The sequence below is a fragment of the Escherichia sp. KTE159 genome, from assembly GCF_000408805.1.
In the GTDB taxonomy this organism is placed as follows: Bacteria; Pseudomonadota; Gammaproteobacteria; order Enterobacterales; family Enterobacteriaceae; genus Escherichia; species Escherichia marmotae.
Genome location: NZ_KE137292.1, coordinates 2,526,042 through 2,539,004 on the forward strand (window position 1 = coordinate 2,526,042; position 12,963 = coordinate 2,539,004).

General features: G+C 49.8%; 11 protein-coding genes. 7 read left to right on the forward strand and 4 right to left on the reverse strand.

Going from position 1 to position 12,963, the window contains the following annotated elements; all coding sequences use genetic code 11:
* Positions 1–202: 202 nt before the first annotated feature.
* The 7 genes from A31E_RS09665 (at position 203) to A31E_RS25380 (ending at position 9,308) form a co-directional block, all read left to right on the forward strand.
* A complete protein-coding gene (locus A31E_RS09665) occupies positions 203–1,387 on the forward strand; it encodes an MFS transporter (RefSeq protein ID WP_001516925.1) in 1,185 nt (394 codons plus the stop codon).
* Between the two features lie 123 nt (positions 1,388–1,510).
* Positions 1,511–2,248, forward strand: coding sequence for an L-valine exporter subunit YgaZ (gene ygaZ, locus A31E_RS09660; protein ID WP_000254577.1), 738 nt, complete (start codon positions 1,511–1,513; stop codon positions 2,246–2,248).
* Positions 2,238–2,573: an L-valine transporter subunit YgaH gene (gene ygaH / locus A31E_RS09655; protein ID WP_001516926.1), complete on the forward strand. Its 336-nt coding sequence runs from the start codon at positions 2,238–2,240 to the stop codon at positions 2,571–2,573. The genes ygaZ and ygaH overlap by 11 nt, the downstream gene beginning before the upstream one ends.
* Before the next feature lie 90 nt (positions 2,574–2,663).
* Positions 2,664–3,194, forward strand: a complete 531-nt coding sequence (emrR, locus tag A31E_RS09650) for a multidrug efflux transporter EmrAB transcriptional repressor EmrR (RefSeq protein WP_000378441.1) — start codon at positions 2,664–2,666, stop codon at positions 3,192–3,194.
* A 126-nt stretch (positions 3,195–3,320) separates the two neighbouring features.
* Positions 3,321–4,493: a multidrug efflux MFS transporter periplasmic adaptor subunit EmrA gene (emrA, locus tag A31E_RS09645; RefSeq protein WP_001516927.1), complete on the forward strand. Its 1,173-nt coding sequence runs from the start codon at positions 3,321–3,323 to the stop codon at positions 4,491–4,493.
* Positions 4,494–4,509: 16 nt separating this feature from the next.
* Positions 4,510–6,048, forward strand: a complete 1,539-nt coding sequence (gene emrB, locus A31E_RS09640; protein WP_001516928.1) for a multidrug efflux MFS transporter permease subunit EmrB — start codon at positions 4,510–4,512, stop codon at positions 6,046–6,048.
* Between the two features lie 620 nt (positions 6,049–6,668).
* A complete protein-coding gene (locus tag A31E_RS25380; RefSeq protein ID WP_016249106.1) occupies positions 6,669–9,308 on the forward strand; it encodes an autotransporter outer membrane beta-barrel domain-containing protein in 2,640 nt (879 codons plus the stop codon).
* A gap of 122 nt (positions 9,309–9,430) precedes the next feature.
* Here A31E_RS25380 and luxS read toward each other — a convergent pair whose 3' ends face one another.
* The 4 genes from luxS to yqaB form a co-directional block, all read right to left on the reverse strand.
* The gene (gene luxS, locus A31E_RS09630; protein ID WP_001516930.1) at positions 9,431–9,946 is read right to left on the reverse strand and encodes an S-ribosylhomocysteine lyase; all 516 of its coding nucleotides are present in this window, start codon (positions 9,944–9,946) and stop codon (positions 9,431–9,433) included.
* A 149-nt stretch (positions 9,947–10,095) separates the two neighbouring features.
* Positions 10,096–11,652 (reverse strand): glutamate--cysteine ligase, encoded by a 1,557-nt coding sequence (gene gshA, locus A31E_RS09625; RefSeq protein WP_001516931.1) that lies wholly within the window; start codon positions 11,650–11,652, stop codon positions 10,096–10,098.
* A gap of 72 nt (positions 11,653–11,724) precedes the next feature.
* Positions 11,725–12,153: a YqaA family protein gene (locus tag A31E_RS09620; RefSeq protein ID WP_001287460.1), complete on the reverse strand. Its 429-nt coding sequence runs from the start codon at positions 12,151–12,153 to the stop codon at positions 11,725–11,727.
* Positions 12,150–12,716 carry a fructose-1-phosphate/6-phosphogluconate phosphatase gene (yqaB, locus tag A31E_RS09615; RefSeq protein ID WP_016249107.1) on the reverse strand — a complete coding sequence of 189 codons (567 nt, stop codon included), beginning with the start codon at positions 12,714–12,716 and terminating at the stop codon, positions 12,150–12,152. Before yqaB ends, A31E_RS09620 begins: the two co-directional genes overlap by 4 nt.
* Positions 12,717–12,963: the final 247 nt, after the last annotated feature.

The window sequence follows — 12,963 nt, forward strand, 5'->3', positions numbered from 1 at the left end:
ACAAACCACGCTCATTTCGTAGGGCGGATAAGGTGTTTACGCCGCATCCGCCGTTCTGTGCTCAATGCCTGATGCGACGCTGACGCGTCTTATCATGCCTACAAACCACACAGCACATTTCAACAAGCTATCTTTCGCCCCCATTCATAAACATCCGCTATTATTGATTTCCAGACTAATCATCACCTGATAAACAACAATAATGACTAAAACCAATCATGAGCTTAGCCCGGCGCTGATCGTGCTGATGTCGATCGCCACCGGTCTGGCAGTCGCCAGCAACTATTACGCCCAGCCATTGCTCGACACCATCGCGCGTAACTTTTCTCTTTCCGCCAGTTCGGCGGGCTTTATTGTCACCGCCGCACAATTAGGCTATGCCGCTGGCCTGCTGTTTCTTGTCCCACTGGGCGATATGTTTGAACGCCGACGCCTGATTGTTTCCATGACCTTACTGGCTGCAGGCGGTATGTTGATCACCGCCAGCAGTCAATCACTCGCCATGATGATCCTTGGAACGGCATTAACCGGTTTATTCTCGGTCGTGGCGCAAATTCTGGTTCCACTGGCGGCAACACTGGCTTCACCAGACAAACGCGGCAAGGTGGTTGGCACCATTATGAGCGGTTTGCTACTGGGGATTTTGCTGGCACGTACCGTTGCAGGATTGCTGGCAAACCTCGGCGGCTGGCGCACCGTCTTCTGGGTCGCATCGGTGTTAATGGCACTGATGGCGCTGGCATTATGGCGCGGCCTGCCACAAATGAAATCAGAAAACCACCTCAACTACCCACAGTTGTTAGGTTCCGTTTTCAGCATGTTTATCAGCGATAAGATCCTGCGTACCCGCGCGTTACTGGGCTGCCTGACCTTTGCCAACTTCAGCATTCTATGGACATCGATGGCTTTTTTGCTCGCCGCGCCGCCTTTTAATTACAGCGATGGCGTGATTGGTCTGTTTGGCCTTGCGGGAGCTGCCGGGGCGTTGGGCGCTCGCCCGGCGGGCGGTTTTGCCGATAAAGGAAAATCGCACCTCACAACAACGTTTGGTCTGCTGTTGTTGTTACTTTCATGGCTGGCAATCTGGTTTGGTCAAACTTCCGTACTGGCGCTGATTATCGGCATCCTGGTGCTGGATCTCACCGTCCAGGGCGTGCATATCACCAATCAAACCGTGATTTACCGTATTCACCCTGATGCGCGTAATCGCCTGACCGCAGGCTACATGACCAGTTACTTTATTGGCGGTGCTGCCGGTTCACTGATTTCTGCATCCGCATGGCAACATGCGGGTTGGGCTGGCGTTTGTCTGGCTGGCGCGGTGATCGCCCTGGTTAACCTGGTGGTCTGGTGGCGAGGTTTTCATCGTCAGGAAGCCGCAAATTAAGCAATCAGCAACCGTTTTCGTGGCTTTACACTTATAAGGGTGTTAAGAAGCCCATCAGTCTGATAAGGTTAAGATATTCATTCAGTCTGTTTATAATATTAACAATCGTTAAGCGTACACTCTATGGTAAGCCCTACTCCTCTGCCAGCTTCTGGTCCGGCGACCTTCATGGAAGGATGCAAAGACAGTTTACCGATTGTTATTAGTTATATTCCGGTGGCTTTTGCGTTCGGTCTGAATGCAACCCGCCAGGGCTTCACTCCCCTCGAAAGTGTTTTTTTCTCCTGCATCATTTATGCAGGTGCGAGCCAGTTTGTCATTACCGCGATGCTGGCAGCCGGGAGTAGTTTGTGGATTGCTGCACTGACCGTGATGGCAATGGATGTTCGCCATGTTTTGTATGGCCCGTCACTGCGTAGCCGTATTGTTCAGCGTCTGCAAAAATCGAAAACCGCCCTGTGGGCGTTTGGCCTGACGGACGAGGTTTTTGCCGCTGCAACGGCAAAACTGGTACGTAATAATCGCCGCTGGAGCGAAAACTGGATGATCGGCATTGCCTTCAGTTCATGGTCATCGTGGGTATTTGGTACGGTAATAGGGGCATTTTCGGGCGGCGGTTTGCTGCAAGGTTATCCCGCCGTTGAAGCAGCATTAGGCTTTATGCTGCCGGCTCTCTTTATGAGTTTCCTGCTCGCCTCTTTCCAGCGCAAACAATCTCTTTGCGTTACCGCAGCGTTAGTTGGTGCCCTTGCAGGCGTAACGCTATTTTCTATTCCCGTCGCCATTCTGGCAGGCATTGTCTTTGGCTGCCTCACTGCGTTAATCCAGGCATTCTGGCAAGGAGCCGCTGATGAGCTATGAGGTTTTACTGCTTGGATTACTGGTTGGCGCGGCGAATTATTGCTTCCGCTATTTACCACTGCGCCTGCGGGTGGGTAATACCCGCCCAACCAAGCGTGGCGCGGTGGGTATTTTGCTCGACACCATTGGCATCGCCTCAATTTGCGCTCTGCTGGTTGTCTCTACCGCACCAGAAGTGATGCACGACTCACGCCGCTTCGTGCCCACGCTGGTTGGTTTTGCAGTATTGGGTGGCAGTTTCTATAAAACACGCAGCATTATCGTCCCCACTCTGATAAGTGCGCTGGCCTACGGGCTGGCCTGGAAAGTGATGGCGATTATATAACCCACAAGAATCATTTTTCTAAAACAATACATTTACTTTATTTGTCACTGTCGTTACTATATCGGCTGAAATTAATGAGGTCATACCCAAATGGATAGTTCGTTTACGCCCATTGAACAAATGCTAAAATTTCGCGCCAGCCGCCACGAAGATTTTCCTTATCAGGAGATCCTTCTGACCCGTCTTTGCATGCATATGCAGAGCAAGTTGCTGGAAAACCGCAATAAAATGCTGAAGGCTCAGGGGATTAACGAGACGTTGTTTATGGCGTTGATTACGCTGGAGTCTCAGGAAAACCACAGCATTCAGCCTTCTGAATTAAGTTGTGCTCTTGGATCATCCCGTACCAATGCGACGCGTATTGCCGATGAACTGGAAAAACGCGGCTGGATCGAACGTCGTGAAAGCGATAACGATCGCCGCTGCCTGCATCTGCAATTAACGGAAAAAGGTCACGAGTTTTTGCGCGAGGTTTTACCGCCGCAGCATAACTGCCTGCATCAACTCTGGTCCGCGCTCAGCACAACAGAAAAAGATCAGCTTGAGCAAATCACCCGCAAATTGCTCTCCCGTCTCGATCAGATGGAACAAGACGGTGCGGTTCTCGAAGCGATGAGCTAACGCGTCATCTCGCTCAAAAATCCAGATTTATAAAAGAAAAACTGACCGGCCAGCATCGCAACGTGCTGGCCTTTTTGGCAAGCAGGTCGGCTCAGCCGATGAGTTAAGAAGATCGTGGAGAATACTATGAGCGCAAATGCGGAGACACAAAGCCCGCAGCAACCGGTAAAGAAGAGCGGCAAACGTAAGCGTCTGCTCCTCCTTCTCACCTTGCTCTTTATTATTATTGCCGTAGCGATAGGGATTTATTGGTTTTTGGTACTGCGTCATTTCGAAGAAACTGATGACGCATACGTGGCAGGGAATCAGATTCAAATTATGTCTCAGGTGTCAGGCAGCGTGACGAAAGTCTGGGCCGATAACACCGATTTTGTAAAAGAAGGCGATGTGCTGGTCACTCTCGACCCGACTGATGCTCGCCAGGCGTTTGAAAAAGCCAAAACAGCACTGGCTTCCAGCGTACGTCAGACCCACCAACTGATGATTAACAGCAAGCAGTTGCAGGCAAATATTGAGGTGCAGAAAATCGCCCTCGCCAAAGCACAAAGCGACTACAACCGCCGCGTGCCGCTGGGTAATGCCAACCTGATTGGCCGCGAAGAGCTGCAACACGCCCGCGATGCTGTTACCAGCGCCCAGGCGCAACTGGATGTCGCCATTCAACAATACAATGCCAATCAGGCGATGATTCTGGGTACTAAACTGGAAGATCAACCGGCCGTGCAACAAGCTGCCACTGAAGTGCGCAATGCCTGGCTGGCGCTGGAACGTACCCGTATTGTCAGCCCGATGACCGGTTATGTCTCCCGCCGTGCCGTTCAACCGGGTGCGCAAATTAGCCCAACAACGCCGCTGATGGCGGTCGTTCCGGCGACTAATATGTGGGTGGATGCCAACTTTAAAGAGACCCAGATTGCCAATATGCGTATCGGCCAGCCGGTCACCATCACCACTGATATTTACGGTGATGACGTGAAATACACCGGTAAAGTGGTCGGTCTGGATATGGGTACGGGTAGCGCGTTTTCGCTGCTTCCGGCGCAAAACGCTACCGGTAACTGGATCAAAGTGGTTCAGCGTCTGCCTGTTCGCATCGAGTTGGATCAAAAGCAACTTGAGCAATATCCGCTACGGATCGGTTTATCCACACTGGTGAGCGTCAATACCACTAACCGTGACGGCCAGGTACTGGCTAACAAAGTACGTTCCACGCCGGTAGCAGTAAGTACCGCTCGTGAAATCAGCCTGGAACCCGTCAATAAACTGATCGACGATATCGTAAAAGCTAACGCTGGCTAATCCAGAGGTGCGTGTGATGCAACAGCAAAAACCGCTGGAAGGTGCGCAACTGGTCATTATGACGATTGCGCTATCGCTGGCGACATTCATGCAGGTGCTGGACTCCACCATTGCTAACGTGGCGATCCCTACTATCGCCGGAAACCTTGGCTCATCGCTCAGCCAGGGAACGTGGGTGATCACCTCCTTCGGGGTGGCGAACGCCATCTCGATCCCGCTTACCGGCTGGCTGGCGAAGCGCGTCGGGGAAGTGAAGCTGTTCCTCTGGTCGACCATCGCCTTCGCCATTGCTTCGTGGGCGTGTGGTGTTTCCAGTAGTCTGAATATGCTGATCTTCTTCCGCGTCATTCAGGGTATTGTCGCCGGGCCATTGATCCCGCTTTCACAAAGTCTATTACTGAATAACTACCCGCCAGCCAAACGTTCCATCGCACTGGCCTTGTGGTCAATGACGGTGATTGTCGCGCCTATTTGCGGCCCGATCCTCGGCGGTTATATCAGCGACAATTATCACTGGGGTTGGATCTTCTTTATCAACGTGCCAATTGGCGTGGCAGTGGTGTTGATGACGCTACAGACCTTGCGCGGACGCGAAACCCGCACCGAGCGGCGACGGATTGATGCCGTAGGGCTGGCGCTGTTAGTGATTGGTATCGGTAGCCTGCAGATTATGCTCGACCGGGGTAAAGAACTGGACTGGTTCTCATCACAGGAAATTATCATTCTCACCGTGGTGGCGGTAGTGGCTATCAGCTTCCTGATTGTCTGGGAGCTGACAGATGACAACCCAATAGTTGATCTGTCGCTGTTTAAGTCACGCAATTTTACCATTGGCTGCTTGTGTATCAGCCTCGCTTATATGCTCTACTTCGGCGCGATTGTTTTGCTGCCGCAATTGTTGCAGGAAGTCTACGGCTACACAGCAACCTGGGCAGGGTTGGCGTCTGCGCCGGTAGGGATTATCCCGGTGATCCTGTCGCCAATTATCGGTCGTTTTGCGCATAAACTGGATATGCGTCGGCTGGTAACCTTCAGCTTTATTATGTATGCCGTCTGTTTCTACTGGCGTGCTTATACCTTTGAACCCGGTATGGATTTTGGCGCGTCGGCCTGGCCGCAGTTTATCCAGGGCTTCGCGGTGGCCTGCTTCTTTATGCCGCTGACCACCATTACGCTTTCTGGTTTGCCACCTGAACGACTGGCGGCGGCGTCGAGTCTCTCCAACTTTACGCGAACGCTGGCGGGGTCTATTGGCACGTCGATAACCACTACCATGTGGACCAACCGCGAGTCGCTGCATCATGCGCAGTTGACCGAGTCGGTGAATCCGTATAACCCGAACGCCCAGGCGATGTACCATCAACTGGAGGGTCTGGGAATGACGCAACAGCAGGCTTCCGGCTGGATTGCTCAGCAGATCACCAATCAGGGGCTGATTATTTCCGCTAATGAGATCTTCTGGATGTCGGCCGGGATATTCCTCGTCCTGCTGGGACTGGTGTGGTTTGCCAGGCCGCCATTTGGCGCAGGTGGAGGCGGAGGCGGTGCGCACTAATGTTGTCAAAGGGAGCTGCGGCTCCCTTTTTATTTGCCTATTCTGCAAACGGTTGTTTTATCAATGCCAAATGATGCCATTATTCAGGGTTGCTTAATAAGCAGTTCATCAATCAAAAAAACAGATAATATATTTATATTTTTCCTAATAACGGCATATTTTATCTCATATTTTTATGCATTTTATCGATGTGCGGAAAGCATATTTATATTATTTTTTGACAATAATCCTGGTATTTACCAATTCTAAGTAAATGTGCAAACAATAAACATAAAATTAATTTGCCATCATTATTAAATTCAAGAAAAACATCGACAGACTATATCTTGATGATTTTTCTAACTTTTCTTTTTGTCACTTTTTACCACTTAATGTATTTAAAGATTTTTTCTATAGAAAATTATGCAACTTATTTTTTAGCACAACGCCTAAACCATCAAAACAAATTAATATTAAATTAATTACAAATTAAACTGGTTTATAAACATTGGTTTCACGCACTACTCTTCATTTGATAGAGCAGTAACCTTTTTCAGTGGTCTTAAAAATTAAGTTTTTACGTCGTTACTGTGGATTTGTTATTTATCTTAAAATAAATCATAAGGATGAGAAGGAACTTTATGAACATCAAAAAGCATCCCTTGTCAACGCTGGCAATAGCTATTTCGACCGTGTTATCAATACCCGTTTCACTGGCATGGGCACCACCAACAAGTATCAACAGCGATGTTACTATCAACAATAATGATGTTGTAACGCTATCCTCATCCGAAAATAATTCATCAACCTGGGATCAATTTCGTTTTCTTAATGTTGGAGAAACAAGTGAAGGTACGTTGAATATAGACGGGCGTGATCTGACCACCTCCAAAATCACAATCGGTAATGCAACTTCAGGGATAATGAAATTAGAAAACAATACTCATCTGACGATTAATAATGCATCGCCTTATGAACACAATATTTATTTAGGTATCAATGGTGGTTCAGGAACCTTAATGGTGCTTAGCGGCAGTACTATCACCGATTTAAATGAATTCAGAATCGGTGAATATGATTACCAGGCACAAGGGCAAGTCATTATTGACGGTGCGGGTTCTTCCGTTTCTGCAACGTATGTGATGGTCGGCGATCAGGGAACAGGTAAACTCGAAATCACGCATGGCGGTCATCTTACGGCATCAAAGGATGTGCTCATTGGTTTTACTGGAAGTACAGGGGATTTTCACGGGACTGGATACGGTGAAACGCTGGTTGATGGCGACAATTCTTCATTAACAGTGAATGAATATATCAACCTCGGGGGATTGAGTTCAGTGCAGAACGAGGCCAAGGGGATACTTACCGTTAGTAATAATGCCACGGTCAGTGCTAATCAATTTATCTGGCTTGGGATAGCAGAAACCAGCACCGGTATTCTAAACATTGGTGGAGCGCAGGGCGAAGCAGAACAGAAAGCGGGGATCATCAAGACGCCGATTATCCATATGGGAAGTAATGCCGGGGATAGTGCTGCACAAATTAATTTTAACCACTCCAGCGAAGATTTTATCCTGGCTGCAGATATAGTTGGCAAAGGCGAAGTTAACCAGGAAGGTTCCGGAGTCACGACGTTGACAGGCGCAAATACCTACTCTGGCCAAACGAATATAAATAAAGGCACTTTGCGCGCCGGTGTCAACGATACCTTCAGCCCAAACTCCGATTATGTTGTCGACAGTGAAGGGAATATCGATTTAGACGGTTTTTCACAAACCTTAAATACACTGGATTTGGCGGGTACAGCAACACTATCTTCCTCAAAAAATGGCGACAAATTCACGCCTGCCACACTCACCATTAATGGCAATTACACTGCTAATAATGGTTTGTTAGTTATGCGTACCGAACTCGGCGATGATAATTCCGCGACTGATAAATTAATTGTAAAAGGCAACACGTCTGGTCATACCCGTGTGAGTGTTAGTAATGCCGGTGGTCAGGGAGCCGATACGCTTGAAGGGATCCGCATTATTGAAATAACTGGCGCATCAGAGGGAACGTTTAGTAAAGAAGGTCGTATTGTTGCCGGTCCCTATGACTACAACGTGGTAAAAAGCGACAACCAGAACTGGTTTTTAACCAGTGAAATTCCCGCAGGACCGTATACCCCACCGGAACTGCCCGTCATCCCGGAACCAGACCCTGAGCCCCCTGTAACACCAGAACCCCCTGTAACACCAGAACCGCCTGTGACACCGGAGCCACCTGTTACGCCATCTGTTCCACAACCAGAACGAAAACATCTGTATCGCCCGGAAATTGGCAGCTATCTGGCCAATATTCAGGCGGCAAATACGCTGTTTAATACCCGACTGCATGACCGTCTGGGGGAAACACAATACACCGACCTGCTGACCGGCGAGCAGAAAGTAACCAGCCTGTGGATGCGTAACATTGGCGGACATAATCGCTTTAAAGATCGTTCGGATGAATTGAGCACCCAGAGCAACCGTTATGTTCTGCAACTGGGCGGCGACCTCGCACAATGGAGCAGTAATGACCTTGATCGCTGGCATCTCGGCTTAATGGCTGGCTATGCCAACAGCAAGAGTCACACCCATTCCAACCTGACCGGGTACAGCTCACGTGGGCAAATCGACGGCTACAGTGTGGGGGTGTATGGCACCTGGTACGCTAACGAAGCGGACAAAACCGGGACTTATGTTGATAGCTGGTTGCTCTATAACTGGTTTGATAACACCGTCTCCGGCGAGTACCTGCCGGGTGAGAAATATCACTCTGACGGCATCACCGCTGCCATTGAAGCGGGTTATACCTTCCGTCTTGGTGAAAGCGCCGATGCGCGTACCAGCTACTGGTTGCAGCCAAAAATGCAACTGACGTGGATGGATGTGAAGGCAGACAATCATACTGAAGACAATGGCACTCTGGTTGAGGACAGCACCGAAGGCAACCTGCAAACGCGTCTGGGGGTGAAAGCGTATCTGCAAGGCCATAATGCTCTTGATGAGCATAAAGAGCGTTCCTTCCAGCCTTTTGTGGAAACCAACTGGATTTATAACTCCCGCAATTACAGTGTGAAGATGGATGGCATCAGCGATGAAATCATCGGTGCGCGTAACATCGGTGAGTTAAAAGTCGGGGTGGAAGGTCAGCTTAATCCGCGTCTGCAACTGTGGGGCAACGTCGCCCAGCAGTTGGGTGACAACGGTTACAGCGATACCCAGGGAATGCTGGGTATGAAATATCTCTTTTGATGCCACTTTGCCGCCCGTCGCGGTATACGGGTGGCGCGCTCCCTGCATCAACCTGATAAGCGTAGCGCATCAGGCAAGCCGGACGGTGCTACTGCATGTCCGGCTTCTTCTGCTTAAACTGACTAGATGTGCAGTTCCTGTAATTTCTCTTTCGGCAACGCCAGCTCTTCGTTGCTGTTGATACGCACACCACGTTCCAGGATGCTACGTGCAATATCCTGCGCTTCCTGCAACGAGTGCATCTGGTAAGTGCCACACTGGTAGACATTCAGTTCCGGGATCTGATTCTGATCCTGCACTTTCAGTACATCTTCCATTGCCGCTTTCCAGGCATCAGCGACACGCTTCTCATCTGGCGTACCAATCAGACTCATATAGAAACCGGTGCGACAACCCATTGGCGAGATATCGATGATCTCAACGCCGTTGCCGTTAAGATGGTTGCGCATAAAACCAGCAAACAGATGCTCCAGAGTATGGATACCTTTTTCTGGCATTACTTCTTTGTTCGGCACGCAAAAACGCAGATCGAACACAGTGATTGCGTCGCCATGCGGGGTGTTCATTGTTTTCGCCACCCGAACTGCAGGCGCTTCCATCCGGGTATGATCGACTGTGAAGCTATCTAACAACGGCATTTAGCCACCTCCGGTAATTTTTTTTAAAATATTCTGAACTCTTTGTTCCCAGGCGAGTCTGAGTATATGAAAGACGCGCATTTGTTATCATCATCCCTGAATTCAGAGATGAAATTTTGGCCACTCACGAGTGGCCTTTTTCTTTTCTGTCAGGCGTGTTTTTCCAGCCACACCTTGAACGGTTCGGTATCTGCAGCTTCCATTTCCTGCTGACGGCGTTTAGACGCTTCGCGTTCGGCAATAAAATCCTCTTCACGCAGAATTTCCAGCGGCTCTTCACGCAGCAAATTGCGGTAAGCCTCACCAAATGCTTTACCAGTTCCGCCAATGCCAGTATCAATCATAGACCGTAAGATACGGGCAGAGAAAGTCAGATCGGGATTATCAAAGCAGGCTACCAGCTCATCACACACTTTCTGATACGCTTCGCCGCCGTTAATGCTGTCCAGGGTTTGCGCAACACGTTTCAGATCCCGGAACAGATCTTTGCCCACCTGCGGCAGCGGGAATTGTGCAGTTTCACAGCCAATTCCCAGCGTCAGCCCCGGCTTACGCCCTTCAAGGATCACCCGGTTCCAGTTGACGCGTGTACAGGCAAGTTCGCTACTGCTCATTTCCGGCGCGTCAGCTAACGCACACCAGACCATAAACAGGTCGAGGAAACGCACCTGCTGCTCATCAACACCTATCGGTGAGAAGGGGTTGATATCCAGCGAACGCACTTCGATATATTCAATGCCGCCGCGCAACAGCGCATCAGAAGGCGACTCACCGCTGCGAGTAACGCGTTTCGGACGAATCGGCGCATACAGTTCATTTTCAATCTGCAGTACGTTACTGTTGATTTGCAGTCGCTTGCCGTCTTTCTCAAGACCAATCTTCGCGTACTCTTCCGACGGCGTTTTAATTGCCCGCTTCAGACCAGCTACGTACTCGTAGAGATCGTTAAAGGTAATACCAAGATTACTTTGCGATTTATTGGTATAGCCCAGATCGCTCAAACGAAGAGAGGTCGCATACGGAAGGTAGTACATGCCACTCTCGGTTTTCTCAAACGGCAGCGACGTTGGTTTACCTTGCAGGAAAGAAGAACAAATCGCCGGGGAAGCGCCAAACAAATACGGGATAACCCAACCGAAGCGATAGTAGTTACGGATAGCACGGAAGTAGCCCGCTGAGATTTTCTCTTTGGCGTCAACGCCCGAGATATCACCACACTTCGCCTGCCAGAATGCCATTGGTAAAGAGAAGTTGTAGTGTACGCCGGAGATGGTTTGCATCAGCGCGCCATAGCGATTTTTCAGCCCTTCACGGTACAGCGTTTTAAAGCGACCGGTATTGGAAGTGCCATACTGCGCCAGTTCGATATCCTGACCTTCCGCGATGTAACATGGCATACTTAACGGCCACATCCGCTCATCGCCAATGTTACGCGCGGTATAGCGATGCAAATCGCGCATAAAGGTCAGCATATGTTCAATATCGCCATCGACCGGCGTAATAAATTCCAGCAACGCTTCGGCAAAATCGGTCGTGATCCATTTATGCGTCAGTGCGGAACCTAATGCTTCAGGATGACCCGTTGTTGCTAGTGTGCCATCTGGATTAACACGTAAAGTTTCGCGCTCAAGACCGCGCTGTATCCCCGTTAATGCCTGAGGATGTTTTTCCAGCCAGGCCAGCGCCTGTGATACGTCCGGGATCAAATTGACCTCCCGCCTGTCAAAATCGTTTTAATTAGCATAACTGTAATGGTGGCCATGTGTGCAGGCCTACAATTAGTGCCACCACATCATGCCCTGAACGGTGGCTACTGCAACCGCAACGTAGCGCAACGCTTTACCAAGGCACAAAAAAAAGATTACTGGTCCCCACGAGATGCGCATCCATCCCGCTAACAGACACAGTAAGTCGCCAATCACTGGCATCCAGCTTAATAAGAGTGTGACTGCGCCATAGCGTTTCAGCCAGCCAATGGCTTCTTCTTGCCAGCGCGATGTTTTGCGCAATGGAAAGAAACGCCCAAGGATAACGTTAGTTAACCCTCCAAGGCTATTACCCATTGTTGCTGTTAATACTAAAACCCAGGGATGACTCACCCCAGAAAGTAACATTGCCACCAGCACAACTTCCGAATTGCCGGGTAATAGTGTAGCGCTGAGAAAACTACTGGCAAACAACGAGAAGAGCGATAGCGCCTCACTCACAACAAGCGAACATCCACAACGTCCATGCCTGCGGCGCGAGCAGCCTGAATACCGAAATCAGCATCTTCAAAGACCACGCACTGTGTTGGTTGCACTCCCATACGCTGTGCGCACAACAAAAATGTGTCTGGCGCAGGTTTATGATGTTTGACGTGATCGGCAGCAACGACGGCGTCAAAATAACGGCGCAATCCCAGGTGCGCCAGCAATGCCTCAGCGATGGCGCTTTCACTCCCCGTACCGACAGCCATTGGGCGACGACCATGCCAACTCTTCACTACGTCAACAAGAGGAAGCGGCTCGACGCTATCCAGCAGCATGCTTCTTACCGCCTCTGTTTTTTCACGCGCCAGAGCATGTGGGTCGAGATCGGCCTGGTTCAACTCAATGATCGCCTGGGCAATACGCCAGGTAGGCGAACCATTAAGTGCGATCATGGCCTGTACATCGTACTGAAGACCGTAACGTCCTAATACTTCGCGCCACGCTTTACGGTGCGTAGGCTCGGTATCCAGAATGGTGCCATCCATATCAAATATTAAACCAGCATAACGCTCGTACATGGCCTTCTCACAAATCGAAAAATATGACGCTACTTTAGCGTAATTGCTTGATTTTGTCGCTGATGGCGAAGGGGAAGATTATTCAGGAAATGGATAAAATCGTCATTTAGAAATGAAATATTTTTGAGGGGATCTTTTGGAGAAGATGGTGTATCCGGGAGGATGACTCACTGGCGTTCGCCCTTCGGGCCGTTGCTGGCGCAACGTTATCCTCCCTGGTGCTTGCGTCAATTTTGCAGACCATGAA

What these genes read in the sequence shown, in the direction of transcription:
- A31E_RS09665 (WP_001516925.1), top strand. Translation starts at nt 203, where the DNA reads ATGACTAAAACCAATCATGAGCTTAGCCCGGCGCTGATCGTGCTGATG.
- ygaZ (WP_000254577.1), top strand. Translation starts at nt 1,511, where the DNA reads ATGGTAAGCCCTACTCCTCTGCCAGCTTCTGGTCCGGCGACCTTCATG.
- ygaH (WP_001516926.1), top strand. Translation starts at nt 2,238, where the DNA reads ATGAGCTATGAGGTTTTACTGCTTGGATTACTGGTTGGCGCGGCGAAT.
- emrR (WP_000378441.1), top strand. Translation starts at nt 2,664, where the DNA reads ATGGATAGTTCGTTTACGCCCATTGAACAAATGCTAAAATTTCGCGCC.
- emrA (WP_001516927.1), top strand. Translation starts at nt 3,321, where the DNA reads ATGAGCGCAAATGCGGAGACACAAAGCCCGCAGCAACCGGTAAAGAAG.
- emrB (WP_001516928.1), top strand. Translation starts at nt 4,510, where the DNA reads ATGCAACAGCAAAAACCGCTGGAAGGTGCGCAACTGGTCATTATGACG.
- A31E_RS25380 (WP_016249106.1), top strand. Translation starts at nt 6,669, where the DNA reads ATGAACATCAAAAAGCATCCCTTGTCAACGCTGGCAATAGCTATTTCG.
- luxS (WP_001516930.1), bottom strand. Translation starts at nt 9,946, where the DNA reads ATGCCGTTGTTAGATAGCTTCACAGTCGATCATACCCGGATGGAAGCG.
- yqaB (WP_016249107.1), bottom strand. Translation starts at nt 12,716, where the DNA reads ATGTACGAGCGTTATGCTGGTTTAATATTTGATATGGATGGCACCATT.